We start from the raw sequence: 21,426 nt of genomic DNA, 5'->3' as shown, positions 1-21,426 counted from the left end.
CGCACGGGAACACAACCCAATTAGTGGATGTTTACCTTTTGCCCTCGATAGAGCGCCTCAAATGCGTCCATGGTCTTGCGTTGCGCGTGGTTCAACACCTTTCGGTGACCTGCATGGCCCAATTTGGCGCGACCAGCCTCATCGAGCTCCAGAACACGATCCAATTTCTTCGCCAGATCATGCCTGTCCCCCGGAGTGAACATATACCCATTGATGCCTTCGTCCACCAGATGCGGCAACGCCATCGCATTGGCCAGGACAACTGGCTTGGAAGCCGACAGCGCTTCCAGCGTCACCAAAGACTGCAATTCTGCGGTACCAGGCTGGCAGAAAACGTCGCATCGCAGATAGGCCTGACGTAGTTCTTCGTCGGTGACATGGCCTAGGAAACGAACCCTGTCACTGACTTTTTGCTCGCAGGCAATTTTTTGCAGGTGCTTAAGCTGCTCACCGCCACCCACAATTTCAACGATTGCATTGGGCACCGCACTCATCAGCGGCAGAGCCTCAATGAGTTCGTTGATGTTTTTTTCTACCGCCAATCGGCCGGCGAAGAGGATCGTCGGCTCAGCGTTCTTGAGAACTGTTTCGCCGTCTGCCAGCTCGTAGTTCCCGACTTCAATTCCGTTGGACAACGGCAAGACGTCTTTCAACCGTGCGCGTTCACGCATCGCCTTGGCGGCTAGCGGTGTCGGGGTGGTCACTGCCTCAGCCCGGCCAAAGATCTTTCCCATATCCCGCCACGAATTATTGGCGACAATCTTCTTGAACCAGGTCGGAAAGGGAAGAAACGGGTCCAGGTTTTCAGGCATGAAGTGATTGGTCGCGATGGAACGAACCTTGTTTTTCCTCGCCCAAGCAATGGTGTGCTGGCCAATCATGTAGTGGCTCTGGGCATGGACCACGTCGGGGTTGATCTCCGTCAGCAACTTCTCGATCTGTCCGTTGACTTCCCAGGGGAAAACAATGCGGAAATAGTCGTGGGTTGGCACCGCGTGGGACTTGAGCCGGTGAACGATTGCCTCATCACGGACCTCGGAATAGGTCCGGCCCGCCTCACCTCGTGCGGCGAGAACGTGCACACGATGTCCACGCTCGTGCATGGCCGTTGCCAGGCGGAAACAAAACATGGCAGCACCGTTTACATCCGGCGGGTAAGTATCAGCAGCGATGACGATGGTCAGCGGTTTATCCTCGGCCACAAGCATCCTTTGTCGTTCAACGTGTACTAGTTTTCAATGTGTGCGGCGACGCACGATTACTATTCTTGATCCTGCAAAGTCGGTTTGGTTTTGGCGAGGTGTTTAGCACGCCGTTCGATAACATCCGGATGGTGCCGCGAAAGGGCGACGACACCAACGATCGCCAAGATGCCGGCAACCACCATGGCCAGGGAGACCAAAATCGGCACATCCGGGCGCAGTTCGCCCAGGATAAACACACCAATCGCAATGCCTACAATCGGATCGATGACCGTCAAGCCGGCGATAACTAAGTCCGGAGGGCCCTTGGCATAGGCCTTCTGAACAAAATACGATCCCAGAAGCCCCGCGACCGCCACCGACAGTCCCGCGAGCCACGGTAAGTTGAACACGCTGGCGTCGCCCAACTCCAGGACCGCCACGGCAATCATCCGGACTAGCACAGCAACGAAACCGAACAAAACACCAGCGGTAACGATGTAGAAAAACGCACCGAGTTTTTTGTGAAACAGGATTGCGCTGAGGCCGACCGCTACGACAACACAGGCAAGAATCAGTTCGACCAGATGGGCTTCCGCCTGCGTCATACTCTGGTTGGTATTGGTGACCATGATGGCCATCAACACGAATCCCACAGAACCCACCATGCAGCTGGCGATAGCCAAGACCGTTGGCCTATTCAATGTCAGATCAGATTCTTTAGCATTAACCAGAGCCGTGATCACCAGTGCAATGGCACCAATAGGCTGTACAACGGTTAGTGGCGCATTAGCCAAAGCAAAAACATTCAGCGCCATCCCCAGAATCATCAGGAGCAGACCACCCATCCAACGACCGTTGGATACGAGTTTGCCAATGTTTCCGAACTTCAGGTCGAGCCCGTGAACGGAGTTGCGCACCGCCATCGCCTGGTAATGCGCGCCGAAGGCAAGGCAAAAGGCACTGCATAGTGCCGCTGTAATAGCGATCCAAACCATGTCAGTGCCTTTCTGGCCTAGTAATTCTTAAAGTGTGTGCGTTCGGCCCCGACCACTTGTGGTGATCAACCTCTAGGAGCGCTTAAGAAGCTTGCGGATGATGACGGCTAAGGCCGTCGCAGAACCGGCAGCTACGATGAAGGGTTTGGCTTGTTCCATCCGTTCGGCGCTGGCTCTGTCGGCCTCCGATTGGTCTTCGCTGGCCGAAGACGACGGTCGAACGAAGTTACGGGCCTTGGCGGCTGCATTGCTGACACGTTCGCCGGTACTTTCAGCGAAATGACGCACCTTGTCGATCTTGGCCAGCGGAGTCTGGATGCTCTCACCCAAATTGTCGCGCAGGGCCTGGATCTGGCGGCGACGCCTCTTGGTCCGCAGGATAAGCTCATCGGCACTCGGTGCTGGAGGCTTGGGCTCGCTGGGCTTGGCGTCCTTGGCTTCCGCTTCTTCGGACTTCTTCTTCAACGGTTCGTCCAAGGTGCTGACATCGAAGTTGCTACCTTCCCTGAGCACACCGATATCGTGACGGATACCGCGGATTGCCGCTTCTGGCTTGAGCGGCATAGCCTTCTTGATCTTCCTGAACCCGATCAGCGCCAGAATAGCGGCAAGAATCAGGAAAAACCCGGCAAAGATCAGGGCGGCCGCCCAACCGGGAAGCCAAATTGCCAAAACGTTGATCAACGTGACAACAACAGCGATGCCAAACAGGAGGACCAAGACCAAGGCCGCGCCGGCCAGGGCGCCAGCCATGCCCAGGCTGATGCCTTTGCTTTTGAGCAGTGTGGTCGCAAGTTTAAGTTCGTCCGAGATCTGTTGCGGAACAAGCTCTCTGAGCCCCTCGACTTGCGCCTTGGCACTCTTGACGCTCGACTTCAGGCTCTCGTCAGCCTGGGTCGATTCAGCTTCGGACATGGTTTCTCCATATTCTTGATCGCCGGATAACCGGTAGTACTCACGCTAGCACTCCAGTTATCGCAGTCGACTCAGTCTTCAGGCGTAAAACCCACAGCTCGATCTCATGCCACGGGTGTATCTGTTCTCGTTCGAAAGTCTATCGCTTGAAAGCAACAGGCCTATAAGCAATACAGAAAATATGAGCTAGTCCCAAGCATAGGCAGCGGTTATCCCGCCGCAAATAAGGAAAGCCCCTCAATCACTTTGCGTGATTGAGGGGCTCATTTTGCTCCTCCAACTGGACTTGAACCAGTAACCCTTCGATTAACAGTCGAATGCTCTGCCAATTGAGCTATGGAGGATTGCAACGAGATATACCTTATCACTGGCCAGTCCCGGTTTTCAAATCGACGGTTAGCTGCTGCAAAGGGTCTGATTTCACCGCGATTTTGCGGGTTTCACCCCTACTTGGGTGGCACTTTGCCAGCCTCAGGCCTCGGCGAAGATCTGTGATTTGCAGCATATTCCGCGAGTTCCAACAACTGTTGCGCAGAGCGTTCCCAGGAATAGGTCTGTGCTCGTTGTATCGATAAGCGGGAGAAGTGAATCCAGGTTTCCTGATCAGCCAATTGCAGCACCTGTTGCGCGAATCCTTTCGGATCATCAGCCGAGGCATAATGGGCCGCCTGATCTGCGACTTCCCGAAAGATTGGCATATCTGTGGCGACTACCGGTGTCCCCATGCTCATTGCTTCAACCAGTGGGAGTCCGTAGCCTTCTTCTCGCGAGAGCGTGACCAACGCAGTGCATTCGCTGAGCAGTTCCTCATACTCCTCATCACTGACTCCGTTGTGGAAGACTACCTTCGCACCCTTGGGAATCCGCTCTGCAAGTTCACCGCGACGCTCGGGCGAAATGCCGCTGAGCAGGTGCAGCTCGAAGTCGGGCAAAAATTCCATGCCGGCCAATAGTGTTTCAACATTTTTGTATTCCATGAACGAGCCCATATATAGCAGGGTCTTTTTGGGCGCACGGGTTTCGGATCGCCGCGCAAACGCGCCACTCGGGGCATTCGAAACGATCCCGATGTGCTTGCGGGTCAACCGGTGTTTTTTCATCAAGGCCGCGGTGGTGTGTGAAACCGTTGCCACCGCGTCTGCCCGGTTTAGGAGCATCCGCTGCGGCCAATACACCTGATGAAACAGGAACCAACCGAACCGAATGGGTGCCGGAAGGAATTTCGGTGCCCGGGGGTGCGAATAATAAATCAGATCATGCAGGGTCAGAATTACCGGGTACTTCCGGCCAAGGGTACCCATGGTTTGCATCGGAGAAAATACGACGTCAGGACGCAACTTGTTTACCTGCAGCGCAACAAACGGTTCGAGAACGCTTGTTGGCGAAGACACCTTGAGATAAGGAAGATCTGGAAGCAGCGGAAGTTGCCGGTCATCGTTGATCAGCATCGTGACCTCAGCCACCTTGGAAGTTGCTTCAATCAGCCCAGCGGTGAATCGGCTGATCCCGTCGTGGTGGGTAATACGGGTATACCGGGCATCGATCACAATTTTCACGAGCTGAATGGCCTTTGACGTTGACTGCAGGGTGGAGTTAAAGCCTATCCTCAGGGCCTGGGAGTCTTCCTCATCGACAGGCTGCGTCCCCCGCCGGGAGCTAGGAGGCTATTCAGATAAGTCTCGCTCTTCGAATTCCGCACGCGAAGCTATACCCGACGGGCCCACGCCAGCGGCCGGTGCTTAGAACATGACAGCGCTTCACCGCTTCGGGCTTTCAACCTGGTGCACAAGCCAGTCACGGCATCGCTGTGGTTCCGGTGAGGGTTCCCCACTCTTGCCGAAAACTCGGCGCGGCAACGCGCGAGCTTCAATGGTTTTGTGCGGCAATTCTGGAGGTCAGGATCTCAGCGCCTTCACCTTCCAGCCTCTCGCAAGCGGTTTGCCGGCCCGCCATGGCCATGATCAAATCCACGAGGCTCCCCCGTACTTCCAGACCGGCTCCCGCAGTGAATTCGTGATCGAGAGCCACCAGCGAGAGCTTTTTGACGAGTGTTTTGCTATTCACCGCGAAATTTTTGGAGGCAAAAAACTCCGCTACCTCGCGCAGTGCTTGCTCGGAGGGCGCCAACTCAATCCCTAAAGGCTGAGCAATATCTTGACTGTGCACCAGGACCTCGCCGAGCAGTCCTTGGCTTGATCCAAACGGAGCAATTCGTGCGTCTGAGGCAGTTTGATAGCTTTTCAGAAGTTCCACCGCGCCCAGCTTCAGCGCCGGTGCCATGAGGCCCTCGTTGTGGCGATCCGTATTGAGTCCAGAACGAGCCATATTAACCAGCCACGCAAAGGTTCCGGTGGACCCCGCGGCTTTCAGGTGCGCCACAACATGGCGTACGTCCCAAGCTCCGCAGAGGGTTGAATACGCCCATTGCTCGGGCTTCAAAGCCGCCAGGACCACACACAGTCGTCGGCGTTCTTCGTCAATCAGCCTCCATCTGGTTACCTCGTCCATGAGTCCCAGCCTAATGGGCCCTGGCGGTACTTCAACAAAAATTTGCCACATTTTGCCCACGTCGATGTGGCCATTGAAGCTGAGCGGAAATATCTTCGCTACTAAGTATTGCTAGTTACCGCTACCTAGTTCTACTATGTACATGTACCTAATATCGCTAAGTAGTAAGGAGGTGCCATGGGATCACAGATGACAGAAATGCTGAAAGGCACCCTCGAAGGCATCGTGTTATCGATTCTCGCCGAGCGACCCGCCTACGGCTACGAGATCACCACAGAACTTCGGGAACGTGGATTCACCGACATTGCCGAAGGCACGATCTACGCATTATTGGTCAGAATCGAAACCAAAAAACTTGTCAGCGTAGAAAAAGTTCCGTCGGCCAAGGGCCCCCCGCGCAAAGTTTTCACCCTCAATGAGACCGGTAGAACCCAACTCAACGAATTCTGGGCGACCTGGAATCAGCTAGTCACCCGCATCAACGACCTTCCCCGCGAAAATAAAGGAACCTAACTCATGGCCTCCAAATGGATCGAAATGGTCACCGGCCCGCTAGAGCAAAAGAAGCAGTACAAAAATAATGTCGCACGTCTCCAGTCGCTGAAGCCTCCGTACGCCGAAGCCGCTGCGGCCCTGCAACGATATTTCCTCTATCAAGGTGGCGTCACCGACGGCGACACACTGGTCACGATGCTCGGAGATCTTGCCGAGCTTTTTGAGGATGCCGCGGAGGCAGGCACCGCCCTGCGTGAGATCGTGGGCGAAAACCCGGTGGAGTTCGCCGAAGAATTCACCGCGGCCTATGGCGGGCAACGCTGGATCGACAAGGAACGTGCACGGCTTATCGAGGCAATCGACCAAGCCGAACGGAAAGAAGAAAGGCACTAGCCATGAACGCTATCGAGGTCCACGGACTGCATAAGTCCTTTAAGGACCTGCACGTGTTGCACGGGGTGGACCTGAGCGTGGCTGCGGGCAGCATCTATGCTCTGCTCGGATCCAACGGCGCCGGCAAAACAACATTGGTCCAGATCCTCAGCACCCTGCTGCGTGCTGACGCTGGACAGGTTCTGGTTAATGGTTCCAACCCAGCAACTCACCCGCAGCAGGTACGTGAATCACTGACTCTGACCGGCCAATTCGCAACAATCGACGGGATGCTGACCGGACGCGAAAACCTGTTGCTCATCGCCCGGCTGCGCCGGGCCTCAGAACCGGAGCATGTGGCCGAAGAACTCTTGAAACGCTTCGACCTAACAGAGGCGGCTTCACGCCGCGCCTCAACCTATTCCGGAGGCATGCTCCGGCGTTTGGACCTAGCCATGGGACTTGTCGGCAAGACGCCAATAGTCATCCTCGATGAACCGACCACCGGACTGGACCCGCAGTCTAGGATCCTCACCTGGAACATCATCCGCGACCTGGCCGCCGCTGGAACCACCGTAATGCTGACAACACAGTATCTTGACGAGGCCGAACAGCTAGCGGACCGGATCGCGATCCTCCATGAGGGTCGGATCATCCAGGAAGGCACCCTGGCCGAGCTACGTAAGTTGCTGCCCCCGGCCAAAATCGAACACATCCTGAAGGAACCAACGCTGGAGGATATCTTCCTTTCCCTCGTAGGCTCCCCCAGCATCACGGAAGAAGCCTCGTCATGAGCGTCTCGGCCCTAATCGACACACGCATCCTCACCGGACGATCGCTACGTCATATCCTGCGCAGCCCGGACACCATCATCACCACCGCCATCACACCGATTGCCATGATGCTGTTATTCGTTTTTGTTTTCGGCGGGGCGATCACCACCGGCAGCAGTCAGTCATACATCAACTACATGCTGCCTGGCATCTTGATCATCACCATTGCCTCCGGGGTTGCCTACACGTCATATCGTTTGTTCCTGGACATGTCCGAAGGAATGATGCTCCGGCTGCGGTCGCTTCCCATCTCGCGGTCAAGTATGTTGTGGGGCCATGTTCTGACGTCGCTCGTGGCCAACATCATCTCCCTGTTGCTGGTCATCGGCGTGGCATTTCTGGTGGGTTTCCGCACCCAGGCTTCACCCCTTGACTGGCTTGTCGTGGCTGCGCTATTGCTGCTGACCACACTGACCCTGACCTGGGTCGCGGTCATCGCCGGGTTGAGTGCGCAAACGGTCGATGGAGCCAGTGCCTTCAGTTATCCCTTGATCCTGCTGCCGTTTGTCAGTTCGGCCTTCGTCCCCACCGATTCGATGCCGAGCGCCGTAGCCTGGTTCGCCGAGCACCAACCCGTCACGGCCATCGTCAACGCGCTACGGTCGTTGCTCAGCCAGGGAACGGTGGACTCCTCGATTTGGCTCGCTGTCATCTGGTTGCTGAGCCTTCTTGCCGCGGCCTGGGGCATCTCACTGATCCTGTTCAAACGAAAAACTCAGCGATGATCGCACTCTGCCAAAACACAACCATTCGCAAACAGCCGCAGGGAAGACTCCCTGCGGCTGTTTTTCGGGTTCGAAGCTACTTGGTAGCCCAAAGAACGGCGTCATTGTTGAGCGACAACGTTTCGGTCACACGGACCTTAGCGTCTGTGACGGCCGCTGTCGGTACGTCAAACGCCACCTGGTAAGAACCCTCTCCACCCGCAGTTAGGGTGGGAACATCAGTGGCAGGGTTGTTAGTGACAGCCATGGTACTTGCGGTGCTGTAAATGCGAGCATCTGAACCAACAAGTTCTACAGTCAAGTCGATCCATGGATCGCCTTCCTCGGAACCGTTATACACGGTCGTCAGATCCACTACAACGTACTGGCCCTCGGCCTGCTCATTAAACGGATTCGCCTCCGCGATTTCCTTGTCAGCTTCCAGGTTCACATCATCGATGCTGACCGAGTACTCGCCGACGATAGCACTCTGCCCCAGGGTTTGAGCCTGCGCTGGATCCTGAGCCTGCGCAAGGACTTCATCCGATGCGGCAACTTCCCCGTCACCCGCATCTTCAATTGCCGCCGAGAGCCCATCCAATGCTTTGACGTAGGCTGCCTGGGTGATGAAAACCAGAACAATGGAAACAATCGCGATGATAGTCGAGGCAACTCCCAGCCCCTTGCCGCCGTTCTTCTTCGACGCAACGATCAGGGAAATAACGCCAAACACCAAAGCGACAAAACCCAAGACTGCGGCGAAGTTATTGATGATGGGCACCCAGCACAGGCACAACGCAACAATGGCAATGACCAGTGCGGCAACCCCCAACCCTTTACCAGCAGTTGATTTCGAACCCGAAACGGGAGACTGCCCCGTCGACTGACGACCGGAGCCCAGCTGATTTCCTACAGACATAAAACAATTCCTCGAGTGATGTTGGCGCGTATGACGCACCGAATTTCGCCGGGACCAGATGTTGCAGATCTCTGGAACCGAGGTCTGATAAGACCTGAAATACATCATGCCAAGCACAACCGACAGTTCGGCTCCGCTCGACAGGCCCCCTGCCGAAATCGTTTGCCCCGAATGCTGGGCGGGACTGATAAAAGTATTGTTGCGTTTCGTTTGAGGAAGCGAATAGAGCCGATTCCAACACCACAGAAATCTCAACGCGCTATGCGTCACCTAGAGTTGTTCAGCTTCATAGGTCTTAGCCCTGGCATACAACAGGTCTTGGACAGCCAGCTGGTCAGGGCGTCTTCTGACCGCTCACGAGGCAGTAGCCATTGAAGGGCGCGTTACGACTTTTCCAGGGCGGTTCACGCATTGGCGAAGGCGGACGGCCTAGCTCGACCCGTGAATCCGAGGGGGTAGAGCCTTTGTGGAAGCCCTCTCTTAACATCCAGATGGCAGGCTGGTCGGTCACAGTGCCACCAACGGAGCGTCATCGCACGATAGGATGGGATCATGCCCATTTCTTTTTCGCTTAGTCCGCAGCTGCTTGATGCTGCCGACTTCCCGAAGGCGAAACTTCTGACGAAACGGGCCAGCGGTACCAACGGCTGGATGAGTTCTTGGGGTACCAACGCGCACGGCGAAATCGCCGGTTGCCCACCCCCGCGCGCCTGAACGCGCGGCATCCCCTCATTTTCACTTTCTGCAAAGAGCTGGCTTTGTCGCGCCTTCGCGCCCCGACGTACCTCGCTTAGAAAGACCACCTTCCTTTGTCATACCCTGCCTCCAGCACACCCACGCAGCCTTCGCGCATTTTGTGGCGAAAACTGCGTCAAAGCCTCAAACAAGATTCCGTCGGTGGACTGCTTTTACTATGCGCCACGATCACCGCCCTGATTTTGGCCAACTCTCCGGCCGCGTCTTGGTACGAAAGCGTCCGAAACTTCACCTTCGGCCCCGAAGCATTACACCTGAACCTTTCAGTCGGTGCCTGGGCAGCCGACGGCCTACTCGCCATTTTCTTCTTCGTCGTTGGCCTGGAGCTTAAAGAAGAATTTGTGGTCGGTAAACTGCGCAACCCACGAACGGCGATCGTACCCATCACCGCGGCCCTGGGCGGGGTTGCTGTGCCTGCTCTCTTCTACCTTGTGGTGAACCTTGCCCACGGCTCAGAGGCGCTGCACGGCTGGGCTATCCCCGCCGCCACAGATATTGCTTTTGCAGTGGCCGTTATCGCCGTCATCGGAAAGTTCCTTCCTGCGGCTCTGCGCACTTTCCTGCTGACGCTGGCAGTCGTTGATGACTTGCTGGCCATCACGATCATTGCACTGTTCTACTCTGAAAGCCTGGCCTGGCAGCCCCTCGCCCTCGCCCTCATCCCGCTAGCTGGTTTTGCTGTGGCCGTGCAACGCGGAATCCGCTCCTGGTGGATACTGCTCCCTTTGGGCATTACGGTCTGGGCTTTGGTTCATGCCTCAGGAATCCATGCAACCGTCGCCGGCGTTGTGCTCGGCTTTGCCGTCCCCGTCATTGCGACGAAACGAGCCAGGGTGCGTGTGGGTACTAGCGCTGATGACCGGCCCATCTATGAAGGGCTGGCACCGTATTTTGCCGACCGGTGGAGCGTGCCGTCCTCGGTCATCGCTGTACCAATTTTCGCGTTCTTCGCCGCCGGAGTGCAGACCGGCGGCCTCGCCGGACTTCAAGAAGCACTGACCACCCCGATCACCCTTGGCATCATCACAGGACTGGTCGCCGGAAAATCCGTCGGAATCAGTGTCTCAACCTTTTTGATTACCCGTCTGCCGGGGGTTGCCCTCGATCGCTCGATCAAGTGGGTGGATCTGATTGGAATGTCTTTCGTCGCCGGAATCGGGTTCACCGTTTCATTGCTAGTGGGAGAGCTGGCCTTCGAGGCGGAGAGCCGCGAAGCTACCTACGTGAAGGTTGGCGTCCTGTGCGGCTCGCTACTGGCTGCCGTGCTGGGTGCCTTGATCCTGGCCTTACGCAATCGCTCCTACAAAAACCAGTCACAGTTGCAACGCTAGGCAATCCAACTGTTCGGACAACGTATCTTCACGAAGCTTCATCCCTGCCAAAATCGTGCAATGACGCACATCTCAACGGAAAGAGACCACTTCCTCATGCACAACTCACCGCTGCACAGTACTGACACGGCTGCCCGCAACCTCGCCCCTGAGCTCGTTCGAGCTACAGAAGCAGCAGCCATTGCTTCCGCGCCGTGGGTTTGAGCCGGACAGAAAATACGGGCAGACGGGGCAGCCGTGGACGCGATGAGATCGTTATTATCCACCGTTCAATTCGATGGACGCGTTGTCATCGGCGAAGGTGAAAAAGATGAATCCCCCATGCTTTTCAACGGCGAATCGGTAGGAACCAGACATGGCACAGCCCATGACGTAGCCGTTGATCCCATCGATGGAACCAGGCTCACTGCTTTGGGGCTAAACAACGCGATCTCGGTATTGGCTGTCGCTGAAGCTGGGAGCATGCTTGATGCTTCCAGCGTCTTCTACATGGACAAGCTCGTCACCGGACCAGAAGCCGCAGACTTAGTGGATCTTCAACTATCGGTAAAAGAAAATTTGCGTCTGATCGCCAAAGCCAAGGGGGTGCCTATCAGCCAGCTCACTGTGAGCGTGCTGGACAGGCCACGCCATCAGAATCATGTGCAGGAAATCCACGCAGCAGGCGCGCGTACCCAAGCATTAATAGATGGAGATGTGGCGGCGACGATCGCTGCGGTGCGAGAAGGCACCGACATCGATGCGCTGATGGGCATCGGCGGCTCGCCGGAAGGTGTTGTCACGGCCTGCGCGATTATGTCGTCACCATTGTGATCAAATTAGCTCGTGAGCCGAAGAAAGCTCCGGCTCTGGATTCTCAGGCTTCTTAACCAGCTAGAGCCACAATCCATTAAGGATTGTGGCTCTAGTGTCGCGTGTTGAAAGTTCTTCAATGGTTCATTCTCTGCAAAACTAGAAACATGCCCAATTACCCAGCACCAGCACTCACCCTGGACGAAACCACGCAGCAAACACTGCTCAAATGGACTCGTTCAACCACCGCGAAAGCAGCGCTGGTGCTGCGGGCACGCATTATTCTGATGGCTTCCGAAGGGACTGCCAACACAGTAATCGCCCACCAACTCGGCACCACCGCCTCAACGGTCATCAAATGGCGCCATCGATTCGACTACGCCGGGATCGAGGGGCTGCTCGACGCACCACGTGCCGGGCGTCCACGACAGATCGACCACGCCGACATCGTTGCCGCAACCCTAGCCGCACCACCAAAGAAATACGGTGTCACCCACTGGTCTTCACGACTACTCGGCACTCATCTGGGCATCGGCAACGCCACTGTAGCCAAGGCTTGGAGAGAGTACGGCATCCAGCCCTGGCGCAGTGAAACCTTCAAATTCTCGACAGACCCCGAACTGGTCGGCAAAGTCACCGACGTGATCGGCCTGTATTTGAACCCGCCAGAGAACGCTGTAGTTCTTTGCATTGACGAAAAGTCCCAGATCCAAGCCCTGGACCGTACCGCGCCGTTGCTGCCGATGAGGATGGGTGATGCTGAAAAACGAACCCATGACTATGTTCGCCATGGCACCAGCACCCTGTTCGCTGCGTTGAACGTCGCCACCGGCGAAGTCACTGGCGCGTGTAAGCCCAAGCACCGCAGGCAAGAGTTTCTCGCGTTCCTGCGCCAAGTAGACCGAGCCTACCCGGATCAAGAACTGCATTTAGTGATGGACAACTACGCGACTCATAAGACCCAGGAAGTTAAGGACTGGCTGAAGAGTCATCCGAAGATCAGTGTGCACTTCACTCCGACCAGCGGCTCGTGGCTGAACCTGGTGGAGGTCTGGTTTGGGATTATCGACCGGCAGGCGATTAAGCGTGGGACTTTCACGAGTGTGAAGGATTTGAATGCAAAGATCCGGGCGTTTATTAGTGGGTGGAATCAGCGGAAGCATCCGTTTGTCTGGACGAAGACTGCTGAGCAGGTTTTGGCGAAGGCGAATCCTTTAGGAACTTCAAAAACGGACCACTAGCTCAATAAATCAATATCACCTGCTGAAGCAAGCCAAGGAGTCTCTGCCCGATAGGGCATGACCTCCTTGGACAGCACAGAATCGAACGGCACACCATCGTGTCTACTTCAACGTCAGGTTACTTTTCAAGTACTAGTCGATAATTGGACTTTGAAAATGTGATCTTAGATCCCGTAGTCGCAACCGCCACTTTGCCTGAGAACAATTCGTCTAGATGCTCAGTCAGTTCCGTATAACTACCAGTACAACCTGAACCGGCATAAATCGGTGTACGGGAGACGGTCCATTCATCGCCATTTACACTTTCGACTTGAAAGGCCGGTGACGAGCAGAAGCCAAGTGCATGAATCACGCCTCCGGCGGGCGGCTCAGGAAGAGTGATTTCTAACCCTTTCGCGAGCAAGTCCTTCTTCTCATTCGCCTCCAACGACACGACTTTGTAGGACTTGTTGTCACTAGTTTGAGAGGGCACCTGCGAACTAGCAGTTGGCTTGTCAGCCGACGTACTACTGGGTTGATTCTCAGTTCCTGGAGCAGAACAACCTGCAAGAAGAAGAACAAACGGCGTGAGTGTTAGAGACGTTGCTCTGAGTGCCCAGCGCATAGTTACCCCTTATCCGGTGACCAACGACGCACCCGCAGAGTTTGCGAAAGTACGAGTCGAGGTGAACAGAACGGTCTTGGAGCACTTATTTTTGCCAAGAGACCTGACGCTACCACACGCGGAACCGGTCAATGCTGTCCCACTAATGGCTTGGATCATTCCCACAGCACCAACTGTCCCAGTGCCGTTCGGGTAGATCACTGGCCCTCCACTGTCACCTTGAATTGCAGCAATATTCTTTGAAGACTGCTGAACAGCCTTGATGTTGTTGGCGGCTCCCCCTCCATACCCGTCGTCGAAGGCAACTTTCATCGCTGTAACCTTCACATTGCAGTGGACGCCAGAGTTCGCGCCATTCGTGCATACGAAGTCACCGAGCGATACATCACGATATCCGGTAACTCGCTTGTTGAAACCCGTGGAATTGTTCCATGCACCATCCCAAGTGCGACCGGCACCTGTCCCGCTCAGAATCCGCGCTTGGCCTGCGTGGTTTGTCTTCACGGTTGACCCATAAGATTTCCCGTTCAAAGTTTTGTACGACTTGTTACAGTGGCGGGCCGTAGTGATCCTATTTACTCCAGAATATTTCATGGCGAATCCGGACGAGCACATTCCGGCCGAAGAGCTCATCACGCCACCTGCATAAAATGGAGCTGAGTCTGAATTTCGACCTGCTGCTGGAATAGTTGCTTCTTCCTCGCCAGCCACTGAAATTTTTACATCAACGGGGAACTTGTCGGCCAAGCTATTCGCCATCTTTTGCACTGAAGAAGTCAGCGTCCTCGCTGAGACTGAAGCATCATTCGGAATCAAGTTCAGTTCGACACCGTCTACGTCCTCCTGCAGACCCGTCACCGTGTCGATCTGGAACCCGCTACCTTTCAAAGCGGCGGCATCGTCCATGAGTCGTTCAGTTGTTGATTCGAGCTCATGGAGAGAGTATTTCCTTGGAATCACAGAGACGTTGATCCCCCGAGCCTCGGCTTCTTCTTTGTAGAAGCCAGCTGCATCGAGTCGATCCTCTTCCCAAAGCAACTTGACCGAAAGGTTGTTTGCATCGTTTACCGTAGCGATAAAGCCCAAATCCGTCGGTTCGATCTGCTCCGCAAGCCAATCACCATACGAGAAAAGTTTGTCTTGGTTTTCCCATACTTCAGTACTCATGCCTCCTTCTTTTTCAGAGACACGGGGTTCAGACTCAGACGAGCCTGCCCATGCACTACTAGGGACGACCAGCATCACGGAGGCTGACAGAGCCGCAGCCGAGAACGCAGATACGAGTTTTTTACGCAAAATTCCTCCCATTTGTCGAATAGATTCAGTCTATCTAGCAAAGTTGGAAATTATCCACTGAAATAGGTCTCAATATGATATCGATCAATCTGAGACAGACTAACCAAAACGAGGAGTCTTACTCAGAAATCAGCAATCTAAATCGACCGAATCGATACAGTCGCTGTGAGCTTCCGTTGGGAAAGAGCATCAGGTGAAACTTGCTCAGTGGTCATCAAACGGCAGTTACCAGCCTGAACCATACTGCGCATACACTTGAAATCTGCCGGATCAGTTTGGAAAGAACCAGACTGAACTCCACTATCAGTCCCTCCATTTCGAACCTGACCGTTTCTGAAATCGATCTGGACTTCCAAAGCTGACACCACCGGCCAAGGCACGGTACCAGACATACCGACGTGCGCCCATGCCTCAATAGTTGGGGCAACCATCAGCCTGAATAGCTCTCCATCAAATACTGCGCCCACTGAATATCAGCCTCGTCGCCACTAGGAACCGGGTATCTCCGGTTAATCGCCAGCATCCCTAAGTCAGTATTCGTTCGTTCCCTGAACTTCATGCTGATCATGTGCTCACGGTGTGGTGATGAGATGGCTGTAAGCGGACATGAAAAGCGGACATGAAAAACTGTGAACTGATCAGTGGGCAGGATTCATGGCCGCCGGTGGGCACTTTTCGTGGCCATCAGCGGGTAGTTTTCGTGGCCGTCTATGGGCAGAATGAAATGGCCCTTGACAGATGGCATCCCAGTGAACGGACTCGCGCTTCATTTCTAAAGGCTGCCCAATAGGTAGAACCTCAATCCCTAAATTCTTGTAGAACCCCTGAGCTGATGAAGGGCACTGGCCCCTAACGATGCCGTAACCACCAGTTTCAAAGAGAGATAAACCTGCCTCTGTCAGAGATTTTCCAACGCCCTGTTTGCGTGCAGTTTCATCCACTCCAAGCGAGAAAAGCTTCGCCAATCCCATCGACAACATCAGCACACTGCTGTGCAATTGCTCGTCCGAGTATCCTTGCCTTCACAGCTGTCATGATGTTATGAGACACGCCTTGAGCCTGAAGCTGACGCGGATCAAAAGCCAGGACGAAGCAGTGCAGTGGATACAGCAGCTCGCGGCGTGGCAGAGCCTGTATCAGGACTATCTCAATGAGCGGGCGCACGCGAAGAACTACTCCGGGACCCTGCCTGCGGGGATCAGCGCGCAACGCACCTGGTGGTTCACTCACGACCGGTTGCGTAAAGCGTACTCATCGATGAACACCGCGTTGAAGCGGGGGCACTTGTTTCCAATAGCCCCCGATGTCTCTAGGCATGACATGTTAATTGAAAAGGCCCCGATCCGCGAAATGCAGATCAGGGCCCCTATGAGCTCCTCCAACTGGACTTGAACCAGTAACCCTTCGATTAACAGTCGAATGCTCTGCCAATTGAGCTATGGAGGAATGCAACGAGATATAACTTTACCCGAGGATTTCCCGAATGCAAAATCGGCCCGTTAGGTTCCGCGCAGAATCCTTCGACGCATCTCCAACTCCATCAATTCCTTGTTGATCTGGGAATATTCATCACCCTCAGGGTCCATCTCGGCACGTTGCAGGCGGCCAATGAGTTCAGCTTTGCGATGTGTGATTTGAAGCTCAATCAATCCGTTGATGATGTCCGAGCAGTATCGATTCAGGTTGTGCTCATCCAACGCGGGAATGATGGTGACGGCCAACTCGGAGACGAAGCTGCGCAACTGCTCGGGAACCTCCTCGCGGATCACTTCCACCCACGAGGCAGCCGATGCCCCTGCCGTTGAAGCGGCAACAATTCCGTCATGCACCGCTGCGTGGGCCGGAGCCATAAAACGCGCCTCGTAAAACGCCTGCCACTGTTCGTCGGCCAGTCGTTGCGGTTGCTGGATCACAACTTCCAGGGCTTGGCGTTCCAAACGCATCACCGGGTCGCGCTGGTCAGGACGTTCAAAGGCGGGCGCGACCGGCGTCCCCTGGGCTTGTGGTTCATTCGGGGCGGCGGGGGCATTGCGGGGCAGCTTTGCACGTTTGATGGAAGCGGCCACCGAACGGTTGACGTCTTCGTTGTTCATGCCGAGCCAACCGGCCAGCTCGCGGGCATAGGCCGGACGGATCGCCGAGTCACGAATCGCTGCGACAATCGGAGCGGTCTGGCGCAGTGCCTGGACACGACCCTCGACGGTATTCAGGTTAAACTTCTTCAGCTCCGCCCGAATGGCGAACTCGAACAGCGGACGTTTGTTTTCAATGAGCTCACGCACCGCCTCATCCCCGCGATGAAGGCGAAGATCGCAGGGATCAGCTCCGGTAGGCTCCACACACACGTAGGTCTGGGCAATAAACCGCTGGTCTTCTTCGAACGCGCGCAGCGCAGCCTTTTGGCCGGCCTCGTCCCCGTCGAAGGTAAAGATGACTTCTCCGCCGGTCCCGTCGTCTTGCAAGAGCCTGCGAGAAATCTTAATGTGGTCGGTTCCGAAGGCGGTGCCGCAGGTTGCCACGGCGGTGGTGATACCGGCCAGGTGGCAGGCCATGACATCGGTGTAGCCTTCGACCACCACAATCTGGCGTCCCTTGGAAATCTGTTTTTTGGCCAGATCCAGTCCGTAGAGCACCTGGGACTTCTTGTAGAGCTGGGTTTCAGGAGTGTTGAGGTATTTGGGCCCCTGGTCGTCGTCATACAGTTTGCGCGCGCCGAAACCGATGGTGGCTCCGGACAGGTCGCGGATCGGCCACATGACACGGCCGCGGAACCGGTCGTAGATGCCGCGGTTGCCTTCCGAGAACATCCCGGTGAGTTTTAGTTCGTCATCCACGAATCCCCGGCTGCGCAGGTGTTTGAGCAGTGCATCCCAGCCCTTGGGCGCGTACCCCACGGAAAAGGTCGCAACGGCCTGCTCGTCGAAGCCGCGGCCGGTCAGGAACTCACGGGCCGCAGCACCCTCTTGGGTTTCAAGCTGGGCGCGGAAAAACTCCTCGGCCACCTTGTGGGCATCAACCAGGCGTTGACGTTTGCCGTAGTCCTCACGGCGCGGGCCGGGGCCGCCATCTTCATAGTGCAATTCATAGTTGATGCGCGAGGCCAGCAACTCCACGGTTTCGGTGAACGAGGAGTGGTCCATTTTCTGGATGAACGCGATCACGTCACCAGACTCCCCGCACCCGAAGCAGTGGAAGGTGCCTAGCTGCGGGCGGATGTGGAAGGAGGGGCTGCGCTCGTCGTGGAACGGGCACAAGCCTTTGTAGGAGCCGATGCCCGCGGATTTGAGCGTGACATAGGATTCGACTACCTCGCGCAGGTCGGTGCGGTTGCGCACCTCGTCGATGTCTTCACGCTTGATCAGCCCTGCCATGATTCCCTTCTAAAACAACGTTGCATCAGGAGCCTCGCCCCTGACCAGATATGAATGCCACGCGGTGGCTGAAACGTCGGTGAGCGAGGCGACCTGGTCGATCACCACCCGCAGCTGCGCATCGGCATCCGCCGCGTCCTCCCAGTCCGCCGCGAAGATGGGCTCCAGGTTGTCCTTGCCGGTTTCCAGCAGCAGGTGGACCAGTTCGTGAAGCAGCGTGCGCTGCTCTTCATACAGCGGCTGGCGTCCTTCCGAGGTCATCACGTAGCTGGCGGCGATCCCCTTCATCACCGCGATTTCGTGAGCGGTCGCCTGAGGAACAATCAGGCTTGCGTTGTAACGGGTCAGGTGGCCGGTTCCGTAGCGTGAACGGGTGGCGTTCAATGCGGCGGCGGCGAAACGCCCGATGAACTGGCTGGTCATGTCCTTCAACCCGGCCATCGAACGCCGCGATCCGTCAAAGTGTGCAACCCATTCTTGGCTCTGTTCCAGCCGGCGAAGCGCCGCTTCGATGTCCTGCTCCGCGGTGTTGGGCAGGTACCAGTCCTTGGTGACCTGCAGGGCCCGGGCACGCGACGTGTCATTTTTCAGCCAGCGCAGTTGCAGGTTCCCGCCGACGATCGCGTCTTCCACGTCATGCACCGAATAGGAGATGTCATCGGCCAGGTCCATGACCTGGCCTTCCATGCACACCACACCTGCCTGTGCGTCGGGCACCGAACGCAGCCAGTCGAAAACCGGGGAATCGTCGGTGTAGACACCGAACTTGCGGGTAGTTTTCCCGTCGATTTCAGGTGCATCCGCACGCAACCACGGGTACTTGCAGGCCGCGTCCAGCGAGGCGCGGGACAAGTTCAGCCCGGCCGAGTGGCCATTGTGCCTGAAGGTTTTGGTCTCCAAACGGGTCAGCAGCCGCAAGGTCTGCGCGTTGCCTTCAAAACCGCCGATATCTGCCGCCAGCTTGTTCAGCGCCTTTTCACCGTTGTGGCCGAAGGGCGGATGCCCCAGGTCGTGGGCCAAGCAGGCGGTGTCCACCACGTCCGGGTCGCAGCCCAGGGCAGCGCCCAGCTCACGGCCAACCTGCGCGACTTCCAGGGAGTGGGTCAGGCGGTTGCGCACAAAGTCGTCCTGGGTTGGGGCGACAACCTGGGTTTTAGCACTCAGCCGGCGCAGGGCCGAGGAGTGCAGCACCCGGGCGCGGTCCCGCTCAAAAGCGGTGCGATACGATTTTTTGGCCGGCTCCGGCACCCATCGCTCCGCATCGGCATCGGTATATCCCGGGATCTGAGTCATAACTCCAAGTCTAGTGACTCAATGGCGGACCACCGGGGTTATCCACCATCGGCGTAGCCCCGCGTCTACCCTCCGGAAATATCCAGCTCGGCGGCCTTGATCATTTCCCGGTGCGCCTCGGTCATGGTGCGCGAATTCAGCCACCCATCCGGCACATGGGTTTTTTTGGGGTGACCGGCACGGCCACGAGTTCCTTCGGCCGCGTCCCCCGGGTAGGGCAGCTCCAGGTCCAGCTGGTCCAAGAGTTCGCGCAACCGGGAGAGGGAGGGCACCTGGGCCAGCTGCGAGCGGATTTCCCCGCCCACCGGATATCCCTTGAAGTACCAGGCAATGTGCTTGCGGATATCGCGCATGCCTTTGCCTTCGTCCTCGAAAAAATCGGTGAGCAGCTCGCCGTGGCGGTACACGGTGTCCGCAACTTGGCGCACCCCGGGACGGATACGGTCCGCCCGCCCCTCGAAGGCGGCTTGCAGGTCGCCGAAAATCCATGGACGCCCCTGGCAGCCGCGGCCGACCATGACTCCGGCGGCCCCGGTCTGCTCCACCATCTCAATGGCGTCCTCGGCGCTGAAAATATCGCCGTTGCCCAGTACCGGCATGTCGTCCATGGCTTCACGCAGGGTGGTGATGGCGGACCAGTCGGAATGGCCCGCGTAGTACTGCCCCGCGGTGCGCGCGTGCAGGGTCACCGCGGCGGCGCCGTGGTCGCGCGAAATTTTGGCTGACTCCAGGTAGGTGAGGTGGTCGTTGTCGATGCCGGTGCGAATCTTCACGGTCAGCGGGACATCACCCTTGGCGGCCTCGCTGGTGGCCGCCGCGATGATGGAGGTGAACAGGTCGGACTTCCACGGCAGGGCGGAGCCGCCGCCCTTGCGGGTGACTTTGGGAACCGGGCAGCCAAAATTGAGGTCGATATGATCCGCGCGGTTTTCCTCCACAACCAGCCGCACTGCCGCACCGACCGTTGCCGGGTCAACGCCGTAGATCTGGATTGAACGGATCTCTTCATCATCATCATGGGAAATGATGCGCATCGACTCGGGATTGCGTTCAACCAGCGCGCGGGCGGTGACCATCTCCGTGACGTACAGTCCCCCGCCGTATTCGCGGCACAACCGTCGGAAGGCGCGGTTGGTGACGCCGGCCATCGGGGCAAGGACCACCGGGGTTTGGATGGTGAGTTTGCCCAGCTGCAACGGCGGCAGCTTGAGGGTCGGTGTTTCGCTTTGAGTATCAGTCAGGATCGTCACCAATCCATTATCGCCCATATGGTCAAATTCTGTGGTGAGATCTTGATCAAACCGCAACGTCACAATACTGGTTTATCAATCAGAAGTAGTAGAAACTTAGCAGATGACAAGTATTTCTGCGTCACCTAAGCGAGCTTTGATCGCTTTGCTGGCAGTCAGTGTGGGTTTGATAATAGCCGCCCTGATTGTTGTTTCACTGCGCCCAACCCCACCCATGCATGAGGCAGACACCCCATCCGGTGTTGTCCAGCGCTACCTACTGGCCTTCCAATCTTCGGATCTGGCCACGGCGCAGACGTATGTCGAGAACGGGCACGACAAACAGGTGTGCGATACCTATACTTCGAGCGAAAACTCCACACAGGTCGCCTTGATCCGTGAAGTTACGTCGGATCAGTTGTCCACCATCACCGTTTCCATGACCTACAGCGAGGACGGACTGCTAGGTATCGACTCCTACGAATCGCAAGATATTTTCGAACTGGAACAGATCAACGGCACCTGGCTGATTACCACCGCACCGTGGCAAATTGGTCTGTGCACCGCGGAAGAATTGGGGCTGTAGCC

General features: G+C 56.4%; 20 protein-coding genes, 2 tRNA genes and 1 pseudogene. 10 read left to right on the top strand and 13 right to left on the bottom strand.

What is annotated here, in order from left to right; all coding sequences use genetic code 11:
* Positions 1-20 precede the first annotated feature (20 nt).
* From ACIOWL_RS06595 to ACIOWL_RS06570, 6 genes are all read right to left on the bottom strand, one after another.
* Positions 21-1,208, bottom strand: a complete 1,188-nt coding sequence (locus ACIOWL_RS06595; RefSeq protein WP_400382886.1) for a glycosyltransferase — start codon at positions 1,206-1,208, stop codon at positions 21-23.
* A 53-nt stretch (positions 1,209-1,261) separates the two neighbouring features.
* The gene (locus tag ACIOWL_RS06590; RefSeq protein WP_400382884.1) at positions 1,262-2,179 is read right to left on the bottom strand and encodes a DMT family transporter; all 918 of its coding nucleotides are present in this window, start codon (positions 2,177-2,179) and stop codon (positions 1,262-1,264) included.
* A gap of 72 nt (positions 2,180-2,251) precedes the next feature.
* Positions 2,252-3,094 carry a phage holin family protein gene (locus tag ACIOWL_RS06585; protein ID WP_400382882.1) on the bottom strand — a complete coding sequence of 281 codons (843 nt, stop codon included), beginning with the start codon at positions 3,092-3,094 and terminating at the stop codon, positions 2,252-2,254.
* 271 nt (positions 3,095-3,365) lie between these two features.
* A tRNA-Asn gene (locus ACIOWL_RS06580) sits at positions 3,366-3,438 on the bottom strand.
* A 102-nt stretch (positions 3,439-3,540) separates the two neighbouring features.
* Positions 3,541-4,650: a glycosyltransferase family 4 protein gene (locus ACIOWL_RS06575; protein WP_400382880.1), complete on the bottom strand. Its 1,110-nt coding sequence runs from the start codon at positions 4,648-4,650 to the stop codon at positions 3,541-3,543.
* Positions 4,651-4,960: 310 nt separating this feature from the next.
* Positions 4,961-5,602: a maleylpyruvate isomerase family mycothiol-dependent enzyme gene (locus ACIOWL_RS06570; RefSeq protein ID WP_400382878.1), complete on the bottom strand. Its 642-nt coding sequence runs from the start codon at positions 5,600-5,602 to the stop codon at positions 4,961-4,963.
* 177 nt (positions 5,603-5,779) lie between these two features.
* Here ACIOWL_RS06570 and ACIOWL_RS06565 point away from each other — a divergent pair, with 177 nt between their 5' ends.
* From ACIOWL_RS06565 to ACIOWL_RS06550, 4 genes are read left to right on the top strand one after another with little or no spacing between them, the layout of a single operon-like run.
* Positions 5,780-6,115 (top strand): PadR family transcriptional regulator, encoded by a 336-nt coding sequence (locus ACIOWL_RS06565; RefSeq protein ID WP_400382876.1) that lies wholly within the window; start codon positions 5,780-5,782, stop codon positions 6,113-6,115.
* Positions 6,116-6,118: 3 nt separating this feature from the next.
* Positions 6,119-6,490: a DUF1048 domain-containing protein gene (locus tag ACIOWL_RS06560; protein ID WP_400382874.1), complete on the top strand. Its 372-nt coding sequence runs from the start codon at positions 6,119-6,121 to the stop codon at positions 6,488-6,490.
* A 2-nt stretch (positions 6,491-6,492) separates the two neighbouring features.
* Positions 6,493-7,263: an ABC transporter ATP-binding protein gene (locus tag ACIOWL_RS06555; protein WP_400382872.1), complete on the top strand. Its 771-nt coding sequence runs from the start codon at positions 6,493-6,495 to the stop codon at positions 7,261-7,263.
* Complete coding sequence (locus ACIOWL_RS06550) at positions 7,260-8,027, top strand: ABC transporter permease (RefSeq protein WP_400382870.1); 768 nt, start codon at positions 7,260-7,262, stop codon at positions 8,025-8,027. The genes ACIOWL_RS06555 and ACIOWL_RS06550 overlap by 4 nt, the downstream gene beginning before the upstream one ends.
* A gap of 76 nt (positions 8,028-8,103) precedes the next feature.
* On the opposite strand, the gene ACIOWL_RS06545 is transcribed toward ACIOWL_RS06550, so the two are convergent.
* Positions 8,104-9,195 carry a DUF4190 domain-containing protein gene (locus tag ACIOWL_RS06545; RefSeq protein ID WP_400382868.1) on the bottom strand — a complete coding sequence of 364 codons (1,092 nt, stop codon included), beginning with the start codon at positions 9,193-9,195 and terminating at the stop codon, positions 8,104-8,106.
* A 282-nt stretch (positions 9,196-9,477) separates the two neighbouring features.
* Here ACIOWL_RS06545 and ACIOWL_RS06540 point away from each other — a divergent pair, with 282 nt between their 5' ends.
* The 4 genes and pseudogenes from ACIOWL_RS06540 (at position 9,478) to ACIOWL_RS06525 (ending at position 13,045) form a co-directional block, all read left to right on the top strand.
* Positions 9,478-9,639 carry a hypothetical protein gene (locus ACIOWL_RS06540; RefSeq protein ID WP_400382866.1) on the top strand — a complete coding sequence of 54 codons (162 nt, stop codon included), beginning with the start codon at positions 9,478-9,480 and terminating at the stop codon, positions 9,637-9,639.
* A gap of 95 nt (positions 9,640-9,734) precedes the next feature.
* Complete coding sequence (gene nhaA, locus ACIOWL_RS06535; RefSeq protein ID WP_400382864.1) at positions 9,735-11,012, top strand: Na+/H+ antiporter NhaA; 1,278 nt, start codon at positions 9,735-9,737, stop codon at positions 11,010-11,012.
* 96 nt (positions 11,013-11,108) lie between these two features.
* A pseudogene (gene glpX, locus ACIOWL_RS06530) lies at positions 11,109-11,813 on the top strand (class II fructose-bisphosphatase); the annotation flags it as partial.
* Between the two features lie 158 nt (positions 11,814-11,971).
* Entirely contained in the window at positions 11,972-13,045 is a 1,074-nt protein-coding gene (locus ACIOWL_RS06525) for an IS630 family transposase (protein ID WP_400382862.1), read from the top strand.
* Between the two features lie 118 nt (positions 13,046-13,163).
* Here the strand turns inward: ACIOWL_RS06525 and ACIOWL_RS06520 are convergent, their stop codons facing one another.
* Both ACIOWL_RS06520 and ACIOWL_RS06515 read right to left on the bottom strand, forming a co-directional pair.
* Positions 13,164-13,649: a hypothetical protein gene (locus ACIOWL_RS06520; RefSeq protein WP_400382860.1), complete on the bottom strand. Its 486-nt coding sequence runs from the start codon at positions 13,647-13,649 to the stop codon at positions 13,164-13,166.
* A gap of 9 nt (positions 13,650-13,658) precedes the next feature.
* Positions 13,659-14,816, bottom strand: a complete 1,158-nt coding sequence (locus tag ACIOWL_RS06515) for a hypothetical protein (protein WP_400382858.1) — start codon at positions 14,814-14,816, stop codon at positions 13,659-13,661.
* Positions 14,817-15,998: 1,182 nt separating this feature from the next.
* Between ACIOWL_RS06515 and ACIOWL_RS06510 the strand changes: the two genes are divergently transcribed.
* A complete protein-coding gene (locus tag ACIOWL_RS06510) occupies positions 15,999-16,337 on the top strand; it encodes a hypothetical protein (RefSeq protein ID WP_400382856.1) in 339 nt (112 codons plus the stop codon).
* Here the strand turns inward: ACIOWL_RS06510 and ACIOWL_RS06505 are convergent.
* The 4 genes from ACIOWL_RS06505 to dusB form a co-directional block, all read right to left on the bottom strand.
* A tRNA-Asn gene (locus ACIOWL_RS06505) sits at positions 16,319-16,391 on the bottom strand. The two genes, ACIOWL_RS06510 and ACIOWL_RS06505, sit on opposite strands and share 19 nt — an antisense overlap.
* A 53-nt stretch (positions 16,392-16,444) precedes the next feature.
* The gene (gene dnaG, locus ACIOWL_RS06500) at positions 16,445-18,316 is read right to left on the bottom strand and encodes a DNA primase (RefSeq protein WP_400382854.1); all 1,872 of its coding nucleotides are present in this window, start codon (positions 18,314-18,316) and stop codon (positions 16,445-16,447) included.
* Positions 18,317-18,325: 9 nt separating this feature from the next.
* Positions 18,326-19,609 carry a deoxyguanosinetriphosphate triphosphohydrolase gene (locus ACIOWL_RS06495; RefSeq protein ID WP_400382852.1) on the bottom strand — a complete coding sequence of 428 codons (1,284 nt, stop codon included), beginning with the start codon at positions 19,607-19,609 and terminating at the stop codon, positions 18,326-18,328.
* A gap of 65 nt (positions 19,610-19,674) precedes the next feature.
* Positions 19,675-20,877: a tRNA dihydrouridine synthase DusB gene (gene dusB / locus ACIOWL_RS06490; RefSeq protein ID WP_400382850.1), complete on the bottom strand. Its 1,203-nt coding sequence runs from the start codon at positions 20,875-20,877 to the stop codon at positions 19,675-19,677.
* A gap of 85 nt (positions 20,878-20,962) precedes the next feature.
* Here dusB and ACIOWL_RS06485 point away from each other — a divergent pair, with 85 nt between their 5' ends.
* Positions 20,963-21,424 (top strand): hypothetical protein, encoded by a 462-nt coding sequence (locus tag ACIOWL_RS06485; RefSeq protein WP_400382849.1) that lies wholly within the window; start codon positions 20,963-20,965, stop codon positions 21,422-21,424.
* Positions 21,425-21,426 lie beyond the last annotated feature (2 nt).

This window comes from Glutamicibacter sp. NPDC087344 (assembly GCF_044744225.1).
Lineage (GTDB): Bacteria > Actinomycetota > Actinomycetes > Actinomycetales > Micrococcaceae > Glutamicibacter.
This window is presented reverse-complemented; position numbering and strand designations above follow the sequence as displayed.